The organism is Flavobacterium chryseum (assembly GCF_004362015.1).
Lineage (GTDB): Bacteria > Bacteroidota > Bacteroidia > Flavobacteriales > Flavobacteriaceae > Flavobacterium.
This window is the reverse complement of the sequence record NZ_SNWW01000005.1, coordinates 116,775-140,505: the sequence shown is the minus strand read 5'-3', so window position 1 is coordinate 140,505 and position 23,731 is coordinate 116,775. Positions and strand designations below refer to the sequence as shown.

At 34.3% G+C, this 23,731-nt stretch carries 17 protein-coding genes; 12 read left to right on the top strand and 5 right to left on the bottom strand.

The features are described 5' to 3' along the window. The first annotated feature begins 64 nt into the window (after positions 1-64). The 6 genes from EV143_RS11330 (at position 65) to EV143_RS11305 (ending at position 4,758) form a co-directional block, all read left to right on the top strand. The gene (locus tag EV143_RS11330) at positions 65-706 is read left to right on the top strand and encodes a DUF6891 domain-containing protein (RefSeq protein WP_133508054.1); all 642 of its coding nucleotides are present in this window, start codon (positions 65-67) and stop codon (positions 704-706) included. Between the two features lie 84 nt (positions 707-790). Further along, a complete protein-coding gene (locus EV143_RS11325; RefSeq protein WP_026984442.1) occupies positions 791-1,717 on the top strand; it encodes an aspartate carbamoyltransferase catalytic subunit in 927 nt (308 codons plus the stop codon). Positions 1,718-1,932: 215 nt separating this feature from the next. Next, positions 1,933-2,265, top strand: a complete 333-nt coding sequence (locus EV143_RS11320) for a ribonuclease Z (protein WP_133508053.1) — start codon at positions 1,933-1,935, stop codon at positions 2,263-2,265. A 144-nt stretch (positions 2,266-2,409) separates the two neighbouring features. Continuing rightward, entirely contained in the window at positions 2,410-3,315 is a 906-nt protein-coding gene (locus EV143_RS11315) for a ribonuclease Z (RefSeq protein WP_133508052.1), read from the top strand. Positions 3,316-3,446: 131 nt separating this feature from the next. Continuing rightward, on the top strand, positions 3,447-4,091 hold the full coding sequence (pdxH, locus tag EV143_RS11310) for a pyridoxamine 5'-phosphate oxidase (protein WP_133508051.1): 645 nt from the start codon (positions 3,447-3,449) through the stop codon (positions 4,089-4,091). 166 nt (positions 4,092-4,257) lie between these two features. Beyond that, a complete protein-coding gene (locus tag EV143_RS11305) occupies positions 4,258-4,758 on the top strand; it encodes a CAP domain-containing protein (protein ID WP_133508266.1) in 501 nt (166 codons plus the stop codon). 118 nt (positions 4,759-4,876) lie between these two features. Here EV143_RS11305 and EV143_RS11300 read toward each other — a convergent pair whose 3' ends face one another. The 4 genes from EV143_RS11300 to EV143_RS11285 all read right to left on the bottom strand — a co-directional run bounded on the left by EV143_RS11300 (position 4,877) and on the right by EV143_RS11285 (position 15,187). Beyond that, positions 4,877-6,799, bottom strand: coding sequence for an OmpA family protein (locus tag EV143_RS11300; protein ID WP_133508050.1), 1,923 nt, complete (start codon positions 6,797-6,799; stop codon positions 4,877-4,879). Between the two features lie 11 nt (positions 6,800-6,810). Next, positions 6,811-7,728 (bottom strand): PorP/SprF family type IX secretion system membrane protein, encoded by a 918-nt coding sequence (locus EV143_RS11295; protein ID WP_133508049.1) that lies wholly within the window; start codon positions 7,726-7,728, stop codon positions 6,811-6,813. 140 nt (positions 7,729-7,868) lie between these two features. Further along, complete coding sequence (locus EV143_RS11290; RefSeq protein ID WP_133508048.1) at positions 7,869-14,603, bottom strand: HYR-like domain-containing protein; 6,735 nt, start codon at positions 14,601-14,603, stop codon at positions 7,869-7,871. A 35-nt stretch (positions 14,604-14,638) separates the two neighbouring features. After that, positions 14,639-15,187: a hypothetical protein gene (locus EV143_RS11285; protein ID WP_133508047.1), complete on the bottom strand. Its 549-nt coding sequence runs from the start codon at positions 15,185-15,187 to the stop codon at positions 14,639-14,641. 493 nt (positions 15,188-15,680) lie between these two features. On the opposite strand from EV143_RS11285, the gene EV143_RS11280 reads away from it, so the two are divergent. The 6 genes from EV143_RS11280 (at position 15,681) to EV143_RS11255 (ending at position 21,601) form a co-directional block, all read left to right on the top strand. After that, complete coding sequence (locus tag EV143_RS11280) at positions 15,681-16,166, top strand: SixA phosphatase family protein (protein WP_133508046.1); 486 nt, start codon at positions 15,681-15,683, stop codon at positions 16,164-16,166. A gap of 5 nt (positions 16,167-16,171) precedes the next feature. Beyond that, positions 16,172-18,253: a polyphosphate kinase 1 gene (gene ppk1 / locus EV143_RS11275; RefSeq protein WP_133508045.1), complete on the top strand. Its 2,082-nt coding sequence runs from the start codon at positions 16,172-16,174 to the stop codon at positions 18,251-18,253. 36 nt (positions 18,254-18,289) lie between these two features. Continuing rightward, positions 18,290-19,180: a Ppx/GppA phosphatase family protein gene (locus EV143_RS11270; protein WP_133508044.1), complete on the top strand. Its 891-nt coding sequence runs from the start codon at positions 18,290-18,292 to the stop codon at positions 19,178-19,180. Between the two features lie 108 nt (positions 19,181-19,288). Then, entirely contained in the window at positions 19,289-19,870 is a 582-nt protein-coding gene (locus EV143_RS11265) for a TMEM175 family protein (protein WP_133508043.1), read from the top strand. Between the two features lie 43 nt (positions 19,871-19,913). Beyond that, positions 19,914-20,849 (top strand): right-handed parallel beta-helix repeat-containing protein, encoded by a 936-nt coding sequence (locus tag EV143_RS11260; protein ID WP_133508042.1) that lies wholly within the window; start codon positions 19,914-19,916, stop codon positions 20,847-20,849. Beyond that, positions 20,816-21,601 (top strand): T9SS type A sorting domain-containing protein, encoded by a 786-nt coding sequence (locus EV143_RS11255; protein ID WP_133508041.1) that lies wholly within the window; start codon positions 20,816-20,818, stop codon positions 21,599-21,601. Before EV143_RS11260 ends, EV143_RS11255 begins: the two co-directional genes overlap by 34 nt. A 150-nt stretch (positions 21,602-21,751) precedes the next feature. Here EV143_RS11255 and EV143_RS11250 read toward each other — a convergent pair whose 3' ends face one another. Continuing rightward, on the bottom strand, positions 21,752-23,533 hold the full coding sequence (locus tag EV143_RS11250) for a DNA polymerase III subunit gamma/tau (RefSeq protein WP_133508040.1): 1,782 nt from the start codon (positions 23,531-23,533) through the stop codon (positions 21,752-21,754). Between the last annotated feature and the right edge of the window lie 198 nt (positions 23,534-23,731).

The window sequence follows — 23,731 nt, the reverse complement described above, 5'->3', positions numbered from 1 at the left end:
AACCAGACTATTAAACAATCAAACAAATCAACGGTTAAACAAATCAACGAATAAACAATAAATCATGACAGAGAACGAAGCGTTTATTTATGAATCAATTTTTAATCAGGTTAGAATGGGATTTCTTTCTGTTGATGAGATTAAAGAAAACATTATAGAAGAAATTGAAGACAATGAATTTGAAGATGAAATTTCAGAAGAATGGGCCTTTGATAAAATAAGAGAAGAATACCAAAAATTACTTTCAGAAAGTAAACAATGGAAAAGTCCAACAGATACTGAAAAGCTAATAAAAGCGTTTGATGAGTTGTGTGAAGAGAATATCATTGCACTTCACAATGCGGGTTATACGACAAGCGATGGCGAAAGTGAAGTAGTTGAGGTTGAAAGCGAACTGCGTGAAAATGAAGTAGAGTCTGATGGTTATTGTTTTTATCACGAACAGGATTTGGCGAGAGCCGTATCTGTAGAAGATCCGGGTTTGTTTATCGCTTTTCAAAAAGTAGATAATGAGGATGCTGCAACGACAATCGAGGTGGGAAAAAAAGTTGCAGAAGTTTTAAGAAATAACGGTTTTGAAGTAAACTGGAATGAATCTCCGAAAACAAAAATAGAAATTCCGGGTTTCAGATGGCAGCATATTTTTGATGAAGACGGAAGAGATTTGCAGGATTACAGCGAAGTTGTAGAAAGAATGATTCGATAGAGTAGCTGCTCATAAAAGAAGCATTGAAGGACTGAATGTTTCAGAAATTCAAGAATTTGACAAATAAATATTAAAGAAATAAAAATGAAAGAATTAAGCGTAAATCATTTATTAGGAATTAAATACATCAACGAGAATGATATTAACCTGATTTTTGAAACTGCCGATCATTTTAAAGAAGTCATCAACAGACCCATTAAAAAAGTTCCTTCATTACGAGATATTACCATTGCCAATATCTTTTTCGAAAACAGTACCAGGACAAAACTTTCTTTCGAATTAGCGCAGAAACGTTTATCTGCAGATGTTATCAGTTTTTCGGCCGCTCAGTCTTCAGTTAAAAAAGGCGAAACGTTAATCGATACTGTAAATAATATTTTATCAATGAAAGTTGATATGGTTGTAATGCGCCACTCCAATCCCGGAGCGGCTTATTTTTTATCTAAAAATGTCAAAGCAAGTATCGTAAATGCCGGCGACGGAGCACACGAACACCCTACACAGGCCTTATTAGACAGTTATTCGATCAGAGAAAAACTAGGCGATGTAGCCGGAAAAAAAGTAGTTATTGTAGGCGACATTCTGCATTCGAGAGTTGCCTTATCAAACATATATGCTTTGCAAATGCAAGGTGCTGAGGTTAAAGTTTGCGGACCAAAAACACTGATTCCGAGATATATTGAATCGCTTGGAGTTACGGTTGAACCGAATTTAAGAAAAGCATTAGAATGGTGCGATGTTGCTAATATGCTTCGGGTTCAGAATGAACGTATGGATGTCAACTTTTTCCCTTCAACACGAGAATATGCACAACAATACGGAGTCGACAAACCACTTTTGGATTCTTTGGGAAAAGAAATCATCATCATGCACCCGGGACCAATCAACAGAGGAGTAGAGATTACTTCTGAAGTGGCTGACTCTAATCATTCGGTGATTTTGAATCAGGTAGAAAACGGTGTAGCAATTAGAATGGCGGTTATTTATTTGCTGGCTTCTAAGATTCAGTAGATTTTAGTCGCAGTAACAGTTTTTAGTTTTGAAAACAAGTGTCATCCTGAGCGAAGTCGAAGGCTTGTTTATTGTGAAAGAGGCTTCGACGTCGCTCAGCCTGACAAATCTGAAACTTGAAATCTGAAACTAAAACCTTCAAACAATAAATAAAAAAACTTCGTACCTTAGCTCTTGAAATTATTATTTTTATACGAGCCCACATACATTATAAAATGAAAGTAGATCAAAAAGGACATACCGTTATCATTAAAAATACTCAGGGAGATGTCAATTCTTTTTTGGAGAAAGTGACGAAGCAGTTTAAAACCTTTGAAAAACAAAATATTATAATCGATTTGTCTTCGGATGCTGATTTATCTGAAAATGATTTGAAACTTTTTTTACCACTTTCGAAGCAACACAAAAAAGCCAAAAAATCTTTTTTAATTGTGGTTTCTGAACTTGATTTTAATGCTGTTTCTGATAAATTAACTGTCGTTCCTTCTCTTTTAGAAGCTAACGATATTATCGAAATGGAAGAAATTGAGCGCGACCTCGGATTTTAATTTTAGAGTTCAGATTTTAGATTTTTTTAATGCTCGAATCTAGATTTCTGATTTTAGATAGTAGATTTTTTAATGCTAAAATTTTTCCAATCTTAAATCTACTTCAACAATCTAAAATCTGCAATCAACAATCTAAAATCTAAAATGAAATTAACCATACTCGGCTGTTACGCCGCAACTCCCAGAACGATTACCAACCCGACTTCGCAGGTTTTAGAAATTAAGAACAGAATGTTTTTAATTGATTGTGGTGAAGGAACTCAGGTTCAATTGCGTAAAAACAAGATTAAATTCTCAAAAATTAATCACATTTTTATTTCGCATTTGCATGGTGATCATTTCTTTGGATTAATAGGAACCATTTCGACTTTTGCACTTTTAGGACGCACAACAGATCTTCATATTTACGGACCAAAAGGAGTAAAAGAAATCATTACATTACAATTGAGATTATCAAATTCCTGGACAACTTATGATTTGTTTTTCCACGAATTAGAATCGACTGAAAGTGAAGTTATTTTTGAAGATAACCGCGTTATTGTAAAAACGATTCCGTTAAAACATCGCGTTTACACCAACGGATTTTTATTTCAGGAAAAACCGGGAGAACGAAAACTAAATGTAGAAGCAGTTCAAAAATATGATATCCACACGGCGTATTATCAAAAAATAAAAAACGGAGGAAATGTTACGCTTGATGACGGAACTATAATTGAAAACGAAAAATTATCGTTCGATCCGATTCCGCCCATGAGTTATGCGTTTTGTTCCGATACCGTTTATCACGAAGCCATTATTCCTATCATAGAAAATGTAGATGTTTTATATCATGAATCTACTTTTTTGCAATCTGAAGAAGCGCTGGCTTTAAAAACATTGCATTCAACAGCAATTGAAGCTGCAACAATAGCATTAAAAGCAAATGCAAAACAATTAGTTTTAGGCCATTATTCGACAAGATATGATGGTATTGAGCGTTTTAAAGCTGAGGCAGAAACCGTTTTTCCAAATGTACTTTCAGGAAATGACGGGGTTTCTTTTGAATGGTAGTAAAGGTTCTAAGGTACTGAGACACTAAGTTGCTAAGTTTTTTATTCAAAAAATCTAACAATCTAATATCTAAGAAGTCTAAAAATCCAATAATCTAAAATCTAAAAATCAACAATCTAAAATAATAAATCATGAACGATTTAAGTAATTATAGAAAGTCTTACGAGAAAAGCGAATTATTAGAAACCAATATTCCTGAAGATCCGATTAATTTGTTTAACAGATGGTTTCACGAAGTAGAAGATTTCGGCGCAAGCGGAGAAGTTAATGCCATGACCGTTTCAACAATTGGTCTGGATGGTTTTCCGAAATCTAGAGTTGTGCTATTAAAGAAATTTTCTGAAGAGGGATTTATTTTTTACACCAATTATAATTCAGAAAAAGGAAAAGCAATTGCCGCAAACCCGCATGTTTGCTTGTCTTTTTTTTGGCAGGAAATGGAACGTCAGGTTATTATAAAGGGAATTGCCCAAAAAACTTCTGAGAATATATCTGATAATTATTTTGATTCCCGTCCCGATGGAAGCAAGTTAGGCGCCATTGTTTCCAATCAAAGTGAAGTAATTCCGTCGAGAACATTTTTAGAAGAAAACTTAAAAAAACTAGAAGAAGCCTTTGAAGGAAAGCCGATTCCTAGACCGGACAACTGGGGAGGCTTTTTAGTAACGCCATTAGAAGTAGAATTTTGGCAAGGCAGACCAAACAGATTACACGACAGAATTCGCTATTCCAGCCAGCCTGATTTTTCATGGAAAATAGAAAGATTGTCATCATAGTTGTAAGATTTTTATTTTTATTTACATAATTACCATGTCGTTCATCGACTTTTTTTGTAGTTTACCGATATATTGAATATGTTTGATCCAAGAAACAAACGATTTTATATAAAAATTTAAAGGATTTGCCCCAACATCTACTTTAAACATTAACATGCTAATGACTATGAAAAAGATAATGAGCGTCATGATGTTCGTTGTAATGCTTATTACAATGAACTCATGTTCTGCAGACACTGCAGAAGCATCTGATGATACTATCACAGTAGCAACTCCAAGTACGAACTACAATTACAATGACTCGGAGTTAGAAACCATGAAATTAATAAATGACTACCGGGTAAGTATTGGATTAAATGCTTTACAACAAATAAATTATATTTCTTATAAGTGCGAAGAACATAATAAAGATATGATCGCAGTTAATGCAATTAGCCATAATGGTTTTGTAGCGCGATCTGAAGATATTATGAAAGCGCTTAGTGCAAAAAAGATTGGTGAAAACGTTGCTTACAATTATAAGACAGCGCAAGCAGTTTTAACCGGTTGGTTAAATAGCGAAGGCCATAAAGAAAATATCGAAGGAGATTATACTCATTTTGGCTTATCGGTTACTACTGATGCTTCCGGAAAAAAATATTACACAAATATATTTGTAAAACTTTAAAGAATTATTGGACTGGTTTTTTAGTTAGTTGTTGTAACTCTTTTGGGTTACAACGATTTGTTTTGAATGTAGAAAAAAGCTGTCTCGAAATAGACAGCTTTACTATTTTAAAACAGGATTACAATGCAGTGATAATAAATTCGCTTCGTCTGTTGGCCTGATGTTGCTGTTCTGTACATTTTACATCATCTGCACATTCATTAACAAGCTGTGTTTCTCCAAAACCTTTACCGGTTAATCGGTTTGAATTAACTCCGTTTTTAATTAACCATTTCATAGTCGATTGCGCTCTTCGGTTAGACAAAGCTTCGTTGTATTTAAACGTTTGTCTACTATCAGTGTGCGAACGAATATCAAGTTTCATGGTTGGATTATCATTTAAAACGTCGAGTATTTTTTCCAAGTCAATTGCTGCTTCTGTGCGAATGTTAGATTTATCCAAATCGAAATAAATCATTTTTATACCAAAACATTTTCCTAAATCATCTCCAACTGTAACTTTGCAAATCGCCTTGTCTAAAGCAATTGGCAAATCGGTTTTTCCGCTTGTTGTTGCAATCGTCACACTTACTTCTTTAGTTGTATAATCTGTTTTTTCTGCTCTTACAATATATGTTTTTCCGCAGTAAACCGGAAAACTATAAATTCCCGTTGCATCAGCAATAGCGGTGCTTATTAACGTTTGTCCTTCATAAATCGTTACTTTTGCCTGAGGCAGAATAATTCCTGTTTCTGCATCAGTAATAACGCCGCTTAATTCCTGAATGCATTGTAGCTTTTTAGTTTCCAGAAACTTGTAAATATCATCAGAACCTTTTCCTCCGGTTTTGTTAGAACTAAAATAGCCTTTTTGTGAAACGGGATCGATTATATAAGCAAAATCATCCTGCGGAGAATTGATATCCTGACCAACATTTTGAATGTTACTTACCGTTCCGTTTTCTTCAAGTTTCCCCACAAAAACATCTAAACCGCCAAGCCCGGGATATCCGTCTGAAGCAAAGTAAATTTCGTTTTCGCTGGTGATGAAGGGAAAGGTTTCTTTACCTTCGGTATTTATTGTTTTTCCCAAATTTTGAGGAGGGCCATAAGTTCCGTCACTATTAATACTGACTTTAAAAACATCAGCATTTCCGAAAGTTCCCGGCATATCAGACGAAAAATATAATGTTTTTTCGTCGGGACTTAGTGCAGGATGTGCCGTAATATAATTGTCGCTGTCAAACGGAAGCGCCTTTATATTAGTCCATTTATCATCTTCCAGCGTTGCTTTGTATATTTTTATTAAAGTAAATTTGTTTTCATTTTTTCCTCTTTTTCCGTTTAGGTAATTGTTTATTGTAAAGTAAACTGTCTTTCCATCTTTTGTAAAAACGGGTGCGGTTTCATGAAATTTAGAGTTTAAAGCAGCTTTGAACCTTTTTACTTTAGCAGAATCAATATCGGCGACATACAAATTAGAAAAATATTCACCAGTCCAGGTGTGTTTTCGCTTCGAAAAATTTCCGGTATCTCTTGTCGATGCAAAGTATAGTTTCTTATTGTAAACAAAAGATCCGTAATCTGAATATGGAGAATTTACGCCGGCATCTTCAATGTTATAACGCCCGGAATTTGCTTTAATCTGGTCGAGATAATTTACATTTTCCTTATAAAGTATTCCTCTCGTATCATCTTTAAATTTGGCATTAAACTCATCCATCAGTTTGTTGGCTTTTGCCGTTTCTCCAATCGATTTTAAAGATTGTGCATATCTGTAATAATATTCAGATTCAACAGCTGTATTCATTTTAAATAATTCGCCGTACCATTTTGCAGCACTTTCAAATTGTGAATTAAAGTAATAAGAATTGCCCAGCTTCTTAAAAAGATCTTCAGATTTGTATCCTTTAAGGGCCACTTTTTCATATGTTTTTATAGCGTTAATATAAGCGTAGCTTTCGTACTTTTTGTCGGCATTATCCATTTTTGATTGCTGCGAATAGATGTCAAATGTAAAAACGATAACAATTGTTATGCAAAAGAGAATATGATTTTTCATAATAATTATTTTTAGAAGAAACGTGGATTTGACAATTTTTTATTGTTTGTTAAGAATTCATAACGCATAAATATTTCATGCGATCCTGAATTATAATTATTTAGGTTTGTGGTTTCGCGATCGTATCCGTATCCTAAATAAAGGCCGTCTGTAATTTGAAAACCTACCATTGCGCTCAAAGAAGCGCTCCATCTGTAAGCAACACCCACTACAAATTTATCGATGAACATAAAATTGGCCGAAACATCAACTTGCAATGGCGCGCCTTCAATCATTTTAACTAAAGCGGCCGGTTTAAATTTTATGTATTGATATTTGTCTAAATCGAATACATAACCTGCCATAAAATAGTAATTGATTTTTTCTTTAAAAATGGCAATATCATTATCGTCGTAACGATCGGTTTCGATAAAATTCGGAATTGATAAACCGAGGTATGCTTTATCAGAATGCCAATAAATTCCGGCTCCAACATTAGGAGAAAATTTATTGTCGAGATCCTGAAATTGAGGATCTCCCTGAAATTCCGGATTTAGTTTATCAACATCAAGATTGAATAAATTCGCTGTTCCTTTAATACCAAAAGAAAGTTTAAAGCTTGCCGATGTCTGAATGGTATACGACAGATCTACAGAAAAAGTGTTTTCGTTTGTTGGCCCAATTTTATCATTGACCAAAGAAACTCCAACTCCCACATTACTGTTATTGATAGGTGTATTGACAGAAAAACTGCTGGTTTCGGGTGCTCCATCAAGCCCAACCCATTGCGTACGATATAAGCCAAAAATACTTAAGGCTCCACGAGAACCTGCGTAAGCAGGATTTATGTTGATAGTGTTGTACATATATTGCGTAAATTGTGCATCTTGTTGTGCATAACCTGCAATGGTAACCAACATTATAGCGAAGGAAAATAATTTTGTTCCCATAGTATTATTATTTCAATTATTACTAATGATTTTTTCAGAAATGAAATCCTAACATTAAGCCAATTCGTATTTACTCAAAATCAAGGACTTTCTAATATCACCATTCATTTTTATTGATTTTATGAATGGTGTTGATAAGCTTATTTTGATAAATACAGATAACCCTCTTTTTTATTCATTTGAATTGCGTTATTCACGTCTAAAGATTGGTAATTGACAATATAAAAGTAGGTTCCCGTTGGTAAGCCTTCCGATTGTTTAATAGTCGTTCTGCCTCTGGAAGTTCCGTCGAATGCATTCGTCGTATTATTGTAATCAATGGTGTCGAATACTAATATTCCCCAGCGATTGTAAATTTCAACAGTGTTTCCGGGATAGCAGGTTAGTTCGTCGATATTATCAATTTTGAAAATATCATTCATTCCATCACCGTTAGGAGAGAAAGCATTGTGTATGAGGACATTTCCGCAGGCTAACACGATGCAGTCATCATTAATTTCCATAGTAAGCAGAATACTTCTTGGACAATTTGCATGATTAATTTTATATTCAAATGTATAATTGCCCAATGCAAGACCAAACGGATTGAATATGTTTCCTTGTAGTGCATTTGTTCCATTGGTGTCAACCCAGATTCCAGTAGTTGTTGTATTTGCTGGCAACAAATTAAGCAGGTTAACAAGAGTAGCATCATCATTACAAGCCTCACTATTTATAATACTAATAGGAGGAACTTGATTTTCGATAGTAATGGTTTGTACTAAATTTGTTGAATTACCAGCACAATCAGTTAAAGTATAGGTTCTTGTTACTATGTAAGGATTACCCTCGCAACCGCTTCCTCCATTGTTTGATTCACTTATAGTAATGCTTACATTATTACTGCAATTGTCAGCAACATCTTTTACATCATCAGTGCTTGCAATCGGAATATCAGCAATACTTACTAAACCAACAATGTTCGCAGGAGCTGTTCCTGTAGGAGGAGTAGTGTCTCTTACCGTTATGATCTGAGTATGTGAAACGGTGTTTCCGCTACAATCGCTAATGGTCCATTTACGGATTAAAGTGTAATTTGTATCACATTCATTTTGAATTGCACTTTTAGTTTGAGAATATACTATTGGTAAAGCTCCATTGCAATTATCAGAAGCCTGTAAATTGGCAGGTTGCGGAACGGCATCACAGGAAACGGTACTATTCTGCGGCAACTCACCAATAAATGTTGGTACGGTCGTATCCTGAATTGTGATTATTTGCGTGAAAGTTTCAGAACTATTTCCACAATCATCTTTTACAGTCCAGGTGTTGGTGTAAGTTCCCGCATTTGAACATCCTTCAGAAGCGACAAAACTTCCGCTTATTTTTACAAGATTCGAAACATCAGAATCGCAAGAATCTGCTGCAATTGGAAATAAGGCTTGCGCCGATGCCAAAGCTTGCTGATTGCTGCATTCGATAGTTTTATTTAAAGAAGCATTTTCGGTTGACCAAGTTGGAGCAGTTGTGTCCTGAATTGTAATTATTTGCGTGAAAGTTTCAGAAGTATTTCCACAATCGTCTTTTACAGTCCAGGTGTTGGTGTAAGTTCCTGCATTTGAACATCCTTCAGAAGCTACAAAACTTCCGCTTATTTTCACAATGTTCGAAACATCCGAGTCGCAGGAATCTGTTGCAGTTGGAAATAAGGCTTGCGCCGATGCCAAACTTTCCTGATTGTTGCATTCGATTGTTTTGTTTAAAGAAGCAGTTTGAGTTGACCAAGTTGGCGCAGTTGTGTCCTGGATTGTAATTACTTGCGTAAAAGTTTGTGAAGTATTTCCACAATCGTCTTTTACAGTCCAAGTGTTGGTGTAAGTTCCAGCATTTGAACATCCTTCAGAAGCTACAAAACTTCCGCTTATTTTCACAAGATTCGAAACATCAGAATCGCAAGAATCTGTTGCAGTTGGAAACAAAGCTTGCGCCGATGCCAAAGCTTCCTGATTACTGCATTCGATAGTTTTATTTAAAGAAGTAGTTTCAGTTAACCAAGTTGGCGCGGTTGTATCCTGAATTGTAATTATTTGCGTGAAAGTTTGTGAAGTATTTCCGCAATCGTCTTTTACAGTCCAGGTATTGGTATAAGTTCCTGCATTTGAGCATCCTTCAGAAGTTACAAAACTTCCGCTTACTTTCACAAGATTCGAAACGTCAGAATCGCAAGAATCTGTTGCAATTGGAAATAAGTCTTGTGCCGATGCCAAAGCTTCCTGATTGTTGCATTCTATAGTTTTATTTAAAGAAGCAGTTTGATTTGACCAAGTTGGCGCGGTTGTATCCTGAATAGTTATGATTTGCGTAAAAACTGTAGAAGTATTCAAACAAACATCTTTCGCAATCCATGTATTAGTGTAAGTTCCGGAATTGACACAAGAACCCGCAGTAAAAGTTCCTGAGGTTTTAGTATAGGTTACCGTTCCTCCACAATTATCGGCTGCAACTGGCGCTTGGTTTTGTGCTGAAGTCAATGCTGCTGAATCACTGCATTGTAAAGTTACATTCAAATCTAAAGAAGTTGTTGTCCATGTAGGCGTAGCAGTATCCTGAATTGTAATTATTTGAGTGAAAGCTGTAGAAGAATTTAAACAAACATCTTTCGCAATCCAGGTATTGATATAAGTTCCAGAATTTGCACAAGAACCAGCTATAAAAGTACCACTTGTTTTGGTATAGATTATTGTTCCTCCACAATTATCATTTGCAACTGGCGTTTGATTTTGTGCTGAAGTTAATCCCGAAGTATCGTTGCATTGTAAAGTTACATTCAAATCTGAAGAAGCTGTTGTCCATGTTGGCGCGATTGTATCTTCAATTGTAATTACTTGCGTAAAAACTGAAGAAGTATTCAAACAAACATCTTTCGCAATCCACGTATTGGTATAAGTTCCGGAATTGGCGCAAGAACCCGCAACAAAAGTTCCGCTTGTTTTGGTGTATGTTATTGTTCCTCCACAATTATCAGTAGCAACAGGCACTTGGTTTTGAGCAGTAGTTAATCCTGCTGAATCGCTACATTGTAAAGTTACATTTAAAGCAGTTGCAGTTGTTGTCCATGTTGGCGCAGCAGTATCCCCAATTGTTATCACTTGCGTAAAAGTCGTAGAAGTATTCAAACAAACATCTTTTGCAATCCACGTATTGGTATAAGTCCCAGAATTTGCACAAGAACCTGCGATAAAAGTTCCACTTGTTTTAGTGTATGTTATTGCTCCTCCACAATTATCAGTTGCAACTGGCGCTTGATTTTGAGCTGAAGTTAATCCTGATGAATCACTACATTGTAAAGTTATATTCAAATCTGAAGAAGCTGTTGTCCATGTTGGTGCAGAATTATCTTCAATTGTTATCACTTGCGTAAAAACTGTAGAAGAATTTAAACAAACATCTTTTGCAATCCAGGTATTGGTATATGTCCCGGAATTAGCGCAAGAACCTGCAACAAAAGTCCCGCTTGTTTTAGTGTAAATTATAGTTCCTCCACAATTATCAGTTGCCACTGGTGCTTGATTTTGAGCAGTAGTTAATCCTGCTGAATCACTGCACTGTAAAGTTACGTGTAGAGCATTCGCAGTCGTTGTCCAAGTTGGAGCGGTTGTATCCTCAATAGTTATTATTTGCGTGAAAGTCGTAGAAGTATTCAAACAAACATCTTTGGCAATCCACGTATTAGTGTACGTTCCGGAATTTGAACAAGAACCCTCAATAAAACTTCCGCTTGTTTTGGTGTAGATTATTGTTCCTCCGCAATTATCGGTTGCAACTGGCGTTTGGTTTTGAGCAGAAGTTAATCCTGATGAATCACTACATTGTAAAGTTACATTTAAAGCAGTTTCAGTTGTTGTCCATGTCGGCGCAGCAGTATCCTCAATTGTTATCACTTGAGTAAAAGCTGAAGAAGTATTCAAACAAACATCTTTGGCAATCCACGTATTGATATAAGTTCCGGCATTAGCACAAGAACCAGCAACGAATGTTCCGCTTGTTTTGGTGTACGTTATAGTTCCTCCGCAATTATCGGTTGCAACTGGCGTTTGGTTTTGTGCTGAAGTTAATCCTGTTGAATCGCTGCATTGCAGAGTTACATTCAAATCTGAAGAAGTTGTTGTCCAAGTTGGCACAGTAGTATCCTGAATAGTTATTATTTGCGTAAAAACTGAAGAAGAATTCAAACAAATATCTTTGGCAATCCACGTATTGGTATAAGTCCCGGAATTAATGCAAGAACCCACAACAAAAGTTCCGCTTGTTTTGGTGTAGATTATAGTTCCTCCACAATTATCGGTTGCAACTGGCGCTTGGTTTTGAGCCGAGGCTAATCCTGCTGAATCGTTGCACTGTAAAGTTACATTTAAAGCAGTTGCAGTAGTTGTCCATGTCGGCGCAGTATTGTCAATAATTGTGATCACTTGAGTGAAAATGGTAGAAGCATTCAAACAAACATCTTTGGCAATCCAGGTATTGGTATAAGTTCCGGAATTGGCGCAAGAACCTGCAACGAATGTTCCGCTTATTTTGGTATAGGTTATTGTTCCTCCACAATTGTCCGTTGCAACGGGCGCTTGCTTTTGAGCCGAAGCTAATCCTGAAGTATCGTTGCATTGTAAAGTTACATTTAAAGCAGTTGCATTAGTTGTCCATATTGGCGCGGTTGTATCCTCAATTGTTATAACTTGCGTAAAAGTTGTAGAAGTATTCAAACAAACATCTTTAGCAATCCACGTATTAGTATAAGTTCCGGAATTGGCGCAAGAACCAGCTATAAGAGTACCACTTGTTTTGGTATAGATTATTGCTCCTCCACAATTGTCGGTCGCAACTGGCGCTTGTTTTTGGGTGGAAGTTAATCCTGCTGAATCGTTGCACTGTAAAGTTACATTTAAAGCAGTTGCAGTTGTTGTCCAGGTTGGAGCGGTTGTATCCTGAATAGTTATTATTTGTGTGAAAGTAGTAGAAGAATTCAAACAAACATCTTTCGTAATCCACGTATTGGTATAAGTTCCAGAATTGGCGCAAGAACCTGCAACAAAAGTTCCGCTTGTTTTGGTGTAGATTATTGTTCCTCCACAATTATCGGTTGCAACTGACGCTTGGTTTTGAGCTGAAGCCAATCCTGCTGAATCGCTGCATTGTAAAGTTACGTTTAGAGCATTTGCAGTTGTTGTCCAATTTGGTGCAGTCGTATCCTGAATTGTAATTATTTGATTTTTTGTAATTATGCCACAGCCAGTTGTAACTTTAAATGTTCTGTTTACCACAATCGGACATGTTCCGGAAGCAGTATCAGAATAGGATATTGTATAAGTTCCCAGGCTTGCACTGTTTGCAAGAGAGCCTCCTGCAGTATTTAATTGTGCTAAGGTAATAGCAGTATCTGTCGTTTTGTACACCAATCCCGTAATTGAAGCTGTGCTGCATCCTTCAATCGTAACATTATTCGGTGCAACAAGAGCCGCTGCCGGAGTAATGGTTATGGTAGATGCGGCAGAAGTTAATTCACAATTTGTACTTCCATTTTTTACTGTTACTTTATACGCTCCACTTGCGGTTACTACAAGTGTTGGTGCCGTTTGTTCTGTTATAATAACATCATCTTTGTACCAAACGTACGTAGGAGAAGCTGCATTTGTAGAAGCCGTTAATGTTGTCGATCCGCATGCAGTTAGCATTCCCGTTATTAAAGGCAAACAAGGAACAAAATAACTCGGGCTTGTAATAGTTTTCGAATCACTGGAGCAAGATGTATTTTGATAACTAAAAGTAGATGTACTAACCGTCTGATTGCCACAAGCACTTCCGGTTGGTGTTAATTGATAGTTTAATGTGATAGTTTCTGAATTCAAGAAATCAGTATTCCACGTAATTACTTGTCCGGAAACAGAAGTTGTACCCTTACTAACCGAAATTGAACCTATTGTAAAACCCGGAATAATAGTTTCTTTTTCAATCAAACTTTGGGCAATCCACGAAATTTGAGTAGCAATCTGATTGTAAATAGCCGTTAAGTTGGCACCATTTTGAGTAATATAAGATGGACTTCCCTGAATGCCATCCAAAGTATATTTGGCAACATATTTATCACTTCCAACCGTATTGATATTACCGGGAATTCCGCCAAATAAACCAACAGAAAAAATCTGATTGTTATAAGTAATACTCGATTTTACAGTTGTTTTTGCATTGGTTGCAGCAGTAATAGCAGAAGTAACGCAAGTAGATGAAGTACTTACATTATTACAAGTCGAAGTACTTCCAACACTTCCGGTTCGGTTTGCAACTCCGTCAGTTAGTAAAATAATACTTCTTCCGGTAGCACAATCAAAACGGCCGTTCGTTTCTAATTCCTTTTCTGCTTTTACAATTCCATCCTGAATGTTCGTATTGTTAGTCGCAGTAAGTGCATTTATTTTTGCATTCAAGGCAGTAACACCTACAGCATTCAAATACGTTAATCCAATTTCGAGTTTTGCATTTGTAGTATATGAAACAATTGAAATTCGATTATTGGTGTTGGCTGATGCCTGCGTAATAAAAGATTTTGCAGCTAGTTTAGCATAATCCATTGATGTTTTTGTATCGCCAGAGATTGTATTTCCCATACTTCCGGATACATCAATAACTAAAATTATATCAGAGTTTCTTGTGATTGGGTCAGAACCTGTAATATCAACTTTTACATTTACAATGCCGCAACTACTGGTATTTGCAGTTACTGTTTTGTTAGTGGTAACCGTTTGCGCAAAACCTAATGAACTGACCAAAAGGAGTAATACTGCAAAAGATATTCTTTTTATATCACATAAATAATGGCTAAAGGCGAGTATAGTTATTTTCATTTTAAATTATTTTAAGATCGTGCTTGATATAAAATTTAATCATTAACCGGATTAATGATGTACGTGTGTAAAACAGTTTCTACCGAATAATTGGTACAGTTTTTTGAGGAGGCAATAATCTGATTGCAGGACCATTTTTCTACAGCCGTACCAACGGGCACTATAATGTGTACATAAAAATTCAGGGTTTGTCCTGCACTTAAAGTGATTTCACTAATGGCGTTTTTTTCAGAATCGATGAAATCAGCAGTAAGAATTACATTTGATGTTACAGCACTATCATCAGTATTGCTGCACGAAGAATTAATGTTTTTTGAACTAAGAAAATAAGTATCGACCGACGAACCGTTATTTGTCAGAACCATCGAGTAGTAAGTTCCATCCAGAGGCGTACTTCTTACATTTCCATTATTTTCAACAATCAAAGTAGCCTTACAACCGGATTGAGCAAATGAAATATTTAATGCTAAACAAAACAGTATAGGAAAAATATTTTTTTGAAATATCGCTTTTCTGGAAGATAAAACAGACTTACAATTTTTTAAAAATTTTAGTGCTTTTCTAAGAGTAAATTTTGTTCTCATAACTTAATATTTTTTTTTGCATTATTTTTAAAATTTTAACATAATCAAAGTTATGTCGCCAGTTTAATATTGATTTTTTTTATCTGCAACTAACCTGAAAAACCGTTGAAACGTCCTTTTTTGTTACGAAAATGTCTGAAAAATGATTTTTAATGTGATTTCTAACAAATAAAAAATCGTCATTTTTTTAATTTTTTGACGGAAAAAGTGCTTTTTAAAATATTATAAATATCTAATAATCAGATAATTAGTTAATTTTTTAATAATCCATAAAAATCGACTAAGTGATGGTTTTAGCAGATGAAGTACACAAATTGTTAAAAAATTTAATTCTTGTTTGTTTATATTTTTGAGCAGTAGACTTTTTATAATCCTGTTAAAACTCTTTTAATGTTAACAGAGTCAAAAAATGGAGAAGTATTAGAAATTCTTTTGTAAATTAGAACTTCAATAAAGAGAAACTTCTTATTAAAGTTTCTAAATCCGTCCATTTATGAAAAATTTAATTTTAATACGTCATGCAAAATCGAGTTGGGAAGCACCTTTAAAGGATTTTGACAGACCTTTAATGAAAAGAGGAATCTTAGATGCACACGAAGTATCAACCAATATTTCAAAATTTCTACCTAAAACCTATATAATCTGGAGTAGTACTGCTGCACGTGCCTCTGAGACAGCGCTTATTTTTGCTCAAAATCTTTCTTATCCTATAGAAAGCATTATTTACAAAGACGATCTTTATACTTTTGATGATAAACAGCTCGAAAAAATTATCAAATCATGTGATAATAGTTTAGAAAGCGTTATTCTTTTTGGACATAACGAGGCTATTACAAATTTTGTTAATAAATTTGGGGATGTTTTTATCGAAAATGTACCTACTTCCGGCTTCGTTTCACTTAAATTTGACAGCGATGCCTGGAATACAATCGAGAAAGGCAAAACCCAAAAAACTATTTTCCCCAAAGATTTAAAATAAATATAGTGTACGAGCAGAAATATATCGATAGAGAGAAAAGTTGGTTAGCGTTTAATGCAAGAGTACTTCAGGAAGCTGGAGATAATACGGTGCCGCTTTTAGACAGGTTGCGTTTTGTTGGAATTTTTTCTAACAACTTAGATGAATTTTTTAGAGTTCGCTATGCCGCTATTCGGAGATTAAGCCTTTCCGGGATTTCTGGTGAAAAATATCTTGGCGGAGTTTCAGCGCATCAATTAATTAAGGATATTACCGAAATCGTAATTCAGCAACAATCTGAAAGTTTACGAATTTTAGGCAATATCGAATCTGAATTAGAAGCCGAAAATATCTTTATTATTAATGAAGATCAAATTACCGTTGAACAGGAAATATTTCTAAAAGACTTTTTTGTTCAAAGATTAAGTCCGGAATTAGTGACTATTATCTTGAACGATTTAGCAGAATTTCCGGTTCTTAAAGACACTTTAGGATACCTTGCGATTCGTTTAGAAATGAATACAAACGATGAGGTTCGATACGCCGTTATCGAAATTCCTAAAACCATAAACAGGTTTGTTGTATTGCCATCGCACGATGAAAAACATTATGTTATTTTAATAGATGATGTTATTCGTCATAACCTGAAAAACATCTTTAATATTTTCGATTATAAAAGTGTTTCAGCACACATGATCAAAATTACCAGAGATGCACAGTTAGATATCGATAGCGATTTGAGTAAAAGTATGCTCGAAAAAATCGCAACATCAGTAAAAGACAGAAGAATAGGTGAGCCCGTTCGTTTTATATACGACAGCTTGATCGAAGATGATACGTTGCGTTTCTTTTTAGATAAAATGAAAATTGTAGCCACAGACAGTATCATTCCGGGAGGAAGATACCATAACCGTCGTGATTATATGAGTTTTCCAAATTTAGGAAGATACGATCTGCTTTATAAAACAAACGATCCGTTACCAATTCCGGGCTTGAGTTTGGGAGGAAGTATTTTAGAGAAAATCAACAAAAAAGATTATTTATTACATGCTCCGTATCAGTCGTTTTCATACCTGACGAAGTTTTTGCGTGAAGCAGCTTTAGATCCAAAAGTAACTAGTATAAAAATTACATTATATCGTTTAGCTAAGAATTCTCAAATTATTAGTTCCTTAATTAATGCGGCTAAAAACGGTAAAAAAGTAACCGTACAAATCGAACTTCAGGCACGTTTTGATGAAGCATCTAATATTTCGTATGCCGAACAAATGCAAACCGAAGGAATTGAACTTATTTTTGGAATTAAAGGGCTGAAAGTTCACAGTAAAATTTGTGTAATCGAAAGAGTAGAAGACGGTAAAAGCCGTCGCTACGGATTTATTTCTACCGGAAACTTTAACGAAGCAACCGCAAAAATTTATACCGATGTTACGCTGTTTACATGCAATCAGGGAATTCTAAAAGATATTTCTAAAATATTCGAATTTTTCGACATAAATTATAGAGTACACAGATACAAGCATTTAATCGTATCGCCACATTATACGAGAACAAAATTTATTAAGTTGATAGATCGCGAAATTCTGCATGCTTTAGCCGGTAGAAAAACGCATATAAAACTTAAAATGAATAGTTTGTCTGATTTTAAAATGATCGATAAACTATATGAAGCCAGTAATGCCGGAGTAAAAATTCAGCTTCAGGTAAGAGGAATTTGCTCTTTGATTCCGGGAATTCCGGGAATGAGCGAAAACATCGAAGCCATTAGTATTGTCGATAATTATCTGGAACATACGAGAGTATATATTTTTGGAAACGCTGGTTTAACCGAAGTCTATATTTCATCTGCCGATTTTATGACCAGAAATCTGGATGGAAGAGTTGAGGTAACCTGCCCAATATATGATCTTGAAATCAAAAAAGAATTAATAGATAATTTTAATATTGCATGGAAAGGGAATGTTAAAGTGAGATATCATTCCTATAAATTAGATAATAAATATAAGCCTAGAAATCATCATGCCCCATTTAGAGCTCAATTGGAAACCTATAAATATTATCAGAACAAAATCTTGATGTTAGAAGAGGTTCCGCAGAAAATAGAGTAATAAAATAAAAAAAACAATTTCAAATCATAAGTGAGCATGATTAATATAAAGAAATTTGCAGCAATAGATATCGGTTCAAATGCTATGAGGCTTCTGATATCCAATGTTGTAGAACAAGATGGAAAAGAACCCCAATTTAATAAAAGTTCGCTTGTTCGTGTACCAATTCGTTTGGGACAAGATGCCTTTACGGTAGGTGAAATTTCAGAAGAAAATATAGATCGAATGGTTGATGCCATGAAAGCATTTAACCTTTTGATGAAAGTACATAAAGTAGAACGCTATATGGCGTTTGCAACTTCGGCAATGCGTGAAGCCTACAATGCGAAAGAAGTTGTGGCTTTGATTAAGAAAAAAGCCGACATTAAAATTGAAATTATTGATGGTAAAAAAGAAGCTGCAATTATTGCTTCAACAGATTTACATCATTTATTAAAATCAGACGAAACGTATCTTTTTGTTGATGTGGGCGGTGGAAGTACGGAATTTACTTTATTTTCTGATGGAAAATTAATCAATTCCAGATCCTTCAAAGCTGGAACTGTTCGTTTATTAAACAATATGGTTCACGATGTTGTTTGGGATGAAATTGAAAAATGGATTAAAACCAACACGGCAGATTATGATGAAGTTACCTTAATTGGTTCTGGCGGAAACATTAATAAATTGTTTAAAATGTCTGGAAAGCAACAGGAAAAACCGCTTTCATATATTTATATCAATTCACAATACGCGTTTTTAAACTCTTTAACTTACGAACAAAGAATCGCCGAATTAGGTTTAAACTCTGACCGTGCCGACGTAATTATTCATGCCACCAGAATTTACCTGAATGCAATGAAATGGAGCGGAGCACGCCAAATTTACGTTCCTAAAATCGGGCTTTCAGACGGAATTGTAAAAGCAATGTACTACGGTAAAATTTAATATTTTTTTTGCCGCGAATTTCACGAATTTACACAAATTTTTATGCATAATAAAATAATAATTCGTGTAAATTCGTGAAATTCGTGGTAAACTTTTAATAAACAATAAATGAACAAAACAAGACTCGAAGCCTTTAGTGATGGTGTATTAGCGATTATAATAACCATTATGATTTTAGAAATTAAAGTTCCTGAAGGACACGAGTTTGCGGATTTAAAACCACTTATACCTAAGTTTTTAAGTTATATCTTAAGTTTTATTTACGTTGGAATTTATTGGAACAATCACCATTACCTTTTTCACGGTTTGACAAAAGTAAACGGAAAAGTACTTTGGAGCAATTTGCATTTACTTTTCTGGCTGTCTTTAATTCCCGTATCAACAGGCTGGATGGGCGAACATAATTTTGCGAAAGCATCAATGACCTTATACGGCGTTGTATTGTTTTTATCTTCAATAGCTTATTTTATTTTGCAAAGAGTTGTAATCGTTAATGAAGGCGAAAATTCGATATTGGCAAAAGCTATTGGTAAAGATCTAAAAGGAAAGGCGTCATCGATTTTATATCTTGTTGGAATCATCTTGTCTTTTTATAACGAATGGATTTCCGGTGCTGCCTATTTTATTGTTGCTATGCTTTGGTTAATTCCCGATAAAAGAATTGAAAGAGCTTTTGATAAGAAAAAGTAATTAATAGCCTAATTTAATTATAGAACCATTATAAAATTTAAATATGAAAAAAAAAATACTTTACATTATTACATTTTTTATTTGTTTAAACGTCTATTCTTCTGAAGTATCAGGAAATGTTTATTTAGACAATAATTCAAATTTTGAAAATATAAAAATTACTTTCTCGCCAGTTTCTCCAAGTGCAGTTTTTAAAGAGATCTACTCCAAAAATGATGGAAGTTTTACAACACAAGTAGATAATGGAATTTACAATATAATCTATTCAAAAGATCAATATCAAAACCTTCAGATTAATAATGTGTTTGTTAGCACAGATGTTATTTTGGATAATGCTACTTTATCTTCAAACCTTTTAATTGAAATATCGGGCAATGTTGAGGGTAATTGGACAAAAGAAAATACTTATAAAATTGTTGGAAATGCAACTGTTGCTGTTGGTAAAGTTTTGACAATTGAAGAAGGTACAGAAATAAAATTTGCTGGTAAATATTCTCTGATTATAAATGGAAAATTATTTGCAAATGGAAAAACAGGTAGTTATATTAAATTCTCATCATTTAAAAATCCTCCAACTAAAGATGATTGGAATCAGGTTGTAGTTGATCAAGGTGGTGAAGCTATGTTTAACTATTCTATAATAGAATATGGAAAAGAAAACTCAGATTGGAATGGAATGCTCCAGATAAGAGGGAAGGCAGAAATTACAAATTCTATAATTAGAGAAACTAATGGTACAGCAATTGGAGCCTCTTCTAGTGAAAATGTTATTATAAGTAATAATGAAATTTATAATTCAGATTGGGCAAGTATAGTAGCGGGTTCAGGTGTTTTTAATATTTTTAATAACAAAATTAGTAATACACGACTTGGAGGGATTTTAGATAGAAGTGATACTAAAAATACCACATTAAAAAATAATATTCTTGGAAATTGTGGGCAAGAATGTATTGGCTCATTGGAAATAATACTGTTATAGAAAAAAACATTGTATACAATTCTTATTATGGAATTTATTCAGGTCAAAATAGCCCTAATATAATTAATAATACTATAATTTCTTGCGATTTTGGAATTTATTTGAATGACAATGAAATAGCAAATACTTCTCCCAAAATAAACTCTAATATTATTGCTTATAATTCTAAATATGCAATTTATTCGGAAGGTAAACCAAAACCTTCTCAGGTTATTTATAATTTATTTTATGGAAATAATTTAATAGGTAATAATAATTTACCAATAGGTACTGGTACAATAATTACAATAAATAAGAATGGGACTCCTTCAGATACATATTTCAATTTAATTTCTAATCCGGAATTGTCTTCTACTTCCCCATTTGATAAATCCTTTTGTGAGTTATTATCTTCTTCCAAAGCTATTAATGCTGGAGATCCTGGGCGTAAAGATTCAGATGAAAGTATAGTTGATATTGGTGCAAGAAGTTATGGACAAACTTTATCTGTCATTGATAATAATTACAAAAATAATAGTTTAATTGTTTATCCAAATCCAATGCGAAACTATTTAAATTTTGAAAGTAAAATAGGTTTAAAGGAAATATCAGTGTATAATATAATTGGATTAAAAATTGATTCAGTTAATTTTGAAAACGAACAATTTAATTATAAGTGGGATTTGCCATCTCATTTAATGAGTGGATTATATGTTTATATTCTTAAGAATATTAATAATGAAATATTTACTGGTAAGATTTTAAAGCAATAATTTTTCAATTAGAATTTATTATTAACATAATAATCTACTAAATTTTTAACTCAAAGTTTAGTAGATTATTTTAGATGATTATTTTGTTAAACGATTGAAATTCAAAAAAAATGATTTTTGTTTAGTAGATAATAAAATCTGTAAAAAGAATTAAGAATGTAAATCCAGTCCAAAAGTGGAACGCAAAAGTTCAATATTTGGATTAATTTCTAGTAAACGATTGTATCGATCCTGATCGTTGAAACTTCTTTTGCTTTCAACAGCCTCATTTACTACAACTTCAATAGTAATGTCATGATTGTGTAAATGTCCTTTTAAATGGCCTAAAAGTCCATTAACCTGACTTTCAAAATCTAGTTTAGAACCTTCGTTTGGCAATTGAAGTGTGATTACGGTTCCGTTCAAAGTTGGATCGTTTATCAACAATAACGATTCCATAATTTTCAAACCTTTGTCTCCTAAACGCTGCGCATATTTATTCCATTGCACTAACATTTCAGTTTCTGTAAATTCTTCCGTGGGTAAAACAGTAGAAGGTTTTACATAAGACTTGCTGCTTTCTTCCATTGCCTTCTTCGCACGAATACTCGCCAAAGAAAACGCAGAAACTTTCGGTTCGCCGCTAATTTCAGCTCGTGGAGTTACAGGAGTTTCAGCCTTTGGAGTTTCAACTGTAGTAGTTTCATTTTTTATTTCAACATTGACATTGACATTGTCATTTTGATTGACATTAACATTCTGCTCCGCATTTGGAATTTGGGATTTAATATTTGGAATTTCAGATTCTTTCGCCTTTGGACTTTCGACTATAGAATAACCACTATTTTTAAAATAAGTAGGCGGAATTATGAATTGCTCAACTTTTTTTTTTTCTCCATCAAAGTTGATAGAGGCCAATTGCATCAAACATAATTCGACCAAAAGACGCTGATTCTGGCTTAATTTATACTTTAAATCACAATCGTTTGCAATGTCAATTCCTTTTAATAAAAAGTCTTTCGAGCATTTTTGAGCTTGTACACCATACATTTGCTGTGCTTGTTCGCCAACTTCTAGTAAACTTAGTGTAGCAGGAGTTTTGCTAACTAATAAATCTCTAAAATGAGAAGCTAAACCGGCAATAAAATGATGTCCGTCGAAACCTTTTGAAAGAATATCATTGTAAACCAATAAAAGGTCCGGAATTTTATTTTCTAAAAGTAAATCAGTAATGCTGATGTAAGTTTCGTAATCTAAAACGTTTAAGTTTTCAGTTACAGCCTGACGCGTTAAGTTAGTTCCGCAATATGAAACTACACGGTCAAAAATCGATAAAGCATCACGCATCGCTCCATCAGCCTTTTGAGCGATAATGTGCAAAGCATCGTCTTCAAAATTAATTCCCTGACTTGCTGCAACTTCTGCTAAATGTTCTTTAGCATCTTTTACCGTAATTCTTTTAAAATCAAATATCTGACAACGTGATAAAATCGTTGGAATAATCTTGTGTTTCTCTGTAGTTGCTAAAATGAAAATAGCATGTTTTGGCGGTTCTTCTAATGTCTTCAAAAAAGCATTAAAAGCTGCCGAAGACAACATATGAACCTCGTCAATAATATAGACTTTGTATTGCCCGGTTTGTGGCGGAATTCGAACCTGATCGATAAGGCTGCGAATATCATCAACCGAGTTGTTGGATGCCGCATCTAGCTCAAAAACGTTAAAAGCAAAATCTTCATTTGGATCGTCATATCCAGGCTGATTTATTTTACGAGCCAAAATACGTGCGCAAGTTGTTTTTCCAACGCCACGCGGTCCAGTGAATAAAAGGGCAGAAGCAAGGTGATTACTTTCTATGGCATTCAGCAAAGTGTTGGTAATGGCTTTCTGGCCTACAACATCCTTAAAGGTCTGTGGGCGATACTTACGAGCCGATACTACAAATTGTTCCATATTCTTTTTATTCGATAGCAAATATAGGCTGAAAATTACCAAATCACAAATCTGAAAACAACATTTATGATGGTGATTTTTGAGTGTTTTGAATATGAGAAAGTAAGAGTTTCAAATGGATAAATTTTAATAATTTGTTGACGGAATTGAACGCAGATAAAACGGATTCGCTATCGCGAAAACGCGGATTTAAGCTGA

What these genes read in the sequence shown, in the direction of transcription:
- EV143_RS11265 (WP_133508043.1), top strand. Translation starts at nt 19,289, where the DNA reads ATGAACAAAACAAGACTCGAAGCCTTTAGTGATGGTGTATTAGCGATT.
- EV143_RS11290 (WP_133508048.1), bottom strand. Translation starts at nt 14,603, where the DNA reads ATGAAAATAACTATACTCGCCTTTAGCCATTATTTATGTGATATAAAA.
- EV143_RS11330 (WP_133508054.1), top strand. Translation starts at nt 65, where the DNA reads ATGACAGAGAACGAAGCGTTTATTTATGAATCAATTTTTAATCAGGTT.
- EV143_RS11315 (WP_133508052.1), top strand. Translation starts at nt 2,410, where the DNA reads ATGAAATTAACCATACTCGGCTGTTACGCCGCAACTCCCAGAACGATT.
- EV143_RS11255 (WP_133508041.1), top strand. Translation starts at nt 20,816, where the DNA reads ATGTATTGGCTCATTGGAAATAATACTGTTATAGAAAAAAACATTGTA.
- EV143_RS11250 (WP_133508040.1), bottom strand. Translation starts at nt 23,533, where the DNA reads ATGGAACAATTTGTAGTATCGGCTCGTAAGTATCGCCCACAGACCTTT.
- EV143_RS11320 (WP_133508053.1), top strand. Translation starts at nt 1,933, where the DNA reads ATGAAAGTAGATCAAAAAGGACATACCGTTATCATTAAAAATACTCAG.
- EV143_RS11300 (WP_133508050.1), bottom strand. Translation starts at nt 6,799, where the DNA reads ATGAAAAATCATATTCTCTTTTGCATAACAATTGTTATCGTTTTTACA.
- EV143_RS11295 (WP_133508049.1), bottom strand. Translation starts at nt 7,728, where the DNA reads ATGGGAACAAAATTATTTTCCTTCGCTATAATGTTGGTTACCATTGCA.
- pdxH (WP_133508051.1), top strand. Translation starts at nt 3,447, where the DNA reads ATGAACGATTTAAGTAATTATAGAAAGTCTTACGAGAAAAGCGAATTA.
- EV143_RS11325 (WP_026984442.1), top strand. Translation starts at nt 791, where the DNA reads ATGAAAGAATTAAGCGTAAATCATTTATTAGGAATTAAATACATCAAC.
- EV143_RS11270 (WP_133508044.1), top strand. Translation starts at nt 18,290, where the DNA reads ATGATTAATATAAAGAAATTTGCAGCAATAGATATCGGTTCAAATGCT.
- EV143_RS11260 (WP_133508042.1), top strand. Translation starts at nt 19,914, where the DNA reads ATGAAAAAAAAAATACTTTACATTATTACATTTTTTATTTGTTTAAAC.
- EV143_RS11285 (WP_133508047.1), bottom strand. Translation starts at nt 15,187, where the DNA reads ATGAGAACAAAATTTACTCTTAGAAAAGCACTAAAATTTTTAAAAAAT.
- EV143_RS11305 (WP_133508266.1), top strand. Translation starts at nt 4,258, where the DNA reads ATGAAAAAGATAATGAGCGTCATGATGTTCGTTGTAATGCTTATTACA.
- EV143_RS11280 (WP_133508046.1), top strand. Translation starts at nt 15,681, where the DNA reads ATGAAAAATTTAATTTTAATACGTCATGCAAAATCGAGTTGGGAAGCA.